This window comes from Streptococcus sp. GMD4S, assembly GCF_000296955.1.
In genome coordinates this window covers 1-994 of sequence record NZ_AJRE01000528.1, presented here as the reverse complement: position 1 = coordinate 994, position 994 = coordinate 1, and the positions used below count along the sequence as shown (strand labels likewise).

The following is a 994-nucleotide window of genomic DNA, read 5'->3' as shown; positions in this document are numbered from 1 at the left end:
TTCCAGAACTGGTAGTTTGAGGACACGTTCCCTAGTCATCTAACCACTCCCGTCTAAACTCCGCAAAGGCAGTCGGAGTCTCATAGAGGCGAACGTATTCCAGACGGAGACCGCGCTCGTCTGGCAACTCTTGACTCATGGTTTGGAAAATCCAGTAAACCATGTTTTCAGCAGTCGTGTTCATATAGGGTAGAGTTTCGTTGAGATAGCGATGATCCAAGTGAGGTTCTAAGTAGTTCTTGTAGATAGCTTTGATGTCTCCAAAGTCATAGGTCATGCCCCGTTCATCTAAAAATCCACTGACAGCGATTTGCAAATGATAAGTGTGGCCGTGCAGGGATTTACATTTTCCCTCATAGTGAAAGAGGTGATGGGCAGCATCGAAGGTGAACTCTTTTGATACCAGAGTTCTGTGAGGATTGTAGACAAGAGACTCCCCAGTTTCTTGTTTGATTTCTTTGGGTGCAAAAAACATTAGCCCTCTCCTTTCTGTGAGAGATAAACATCTAAACCATGTTGACGTAAGTGACAAGCTGGGCAATCCCCACAGCCACTTCCGATAATCCCATTGTAGCAGGTCAAAGTCTTTTCACGAACATAGTCAAAGGCACCGAGTCGGTCGGCTAACTCCCAAGTTTCAGCCTTGTCTAGCCACATGAGAGGTGTTTGGATAACAAAGTCGTAATCCATGGCAAGGTTAAGCGTAACATTAAGGGATTTGACAAAGACATCCCGGCAGTCAGGGTAGCCTGAAAAATCTGTCTCGCAGACACCTGTCACGATATCTTTAATACCACGTTGCTTGGCTAGAACTGCCGCAAAGGATAGAAAGAGGTGGTTGCGACCATCAACAAAGGTATTGGGAACCTCTCCCTCTTTTTGCTCAATCTCCAAATCAGAGGTTAAGGCATTTTCAGTGATTTGTCCCAGCAGAGACATATCTAAGATGTGATGACGAATGCCTTGTTCCTTAGCGATTTCTCTAGCAACTTGA

Annotated in this window: 2 protein-coding genes; both read right to left on the bottom strand. The window is 45.3% G+C overall.

All coding sequences use genetic code 11. The annotated features are described in order from the left end of the window. Positions 1-31 precede the first annotated feature (31 nt). Positions 32-475 carry a 6-carboxytetrahydropterin synthase QueD gene (gene queD / locus GMD4S_RS12335; protein WP_000464575.1) on the bottom strand — a complete coding sequence of 148 codons (444 nt, stop codon included), beginning with the start codon at positions 473-475 and terminating at the stop codon, positions 32-34. Continuing rightward, on the bottom strand, positions 475-994 hold a 520-nt coding region (gene queC / locus GMD4S_RS12330; protein WP_000304023.1), incomplete at its 5' end, for a 7-cyano-7-deazaguanine synthase QueC. The genes queC and queD, both read right to left, overlap by 1 nt.

Excerpts from the sequence above, each read along its gene's own strand:
- queD (WP_000464575.1), bottom strand. The coding sequence starts at position 475 with ATGTTTTTTGCACCCAAAGAAATCAAACAAGAAACTGGGGAGTCTCTT.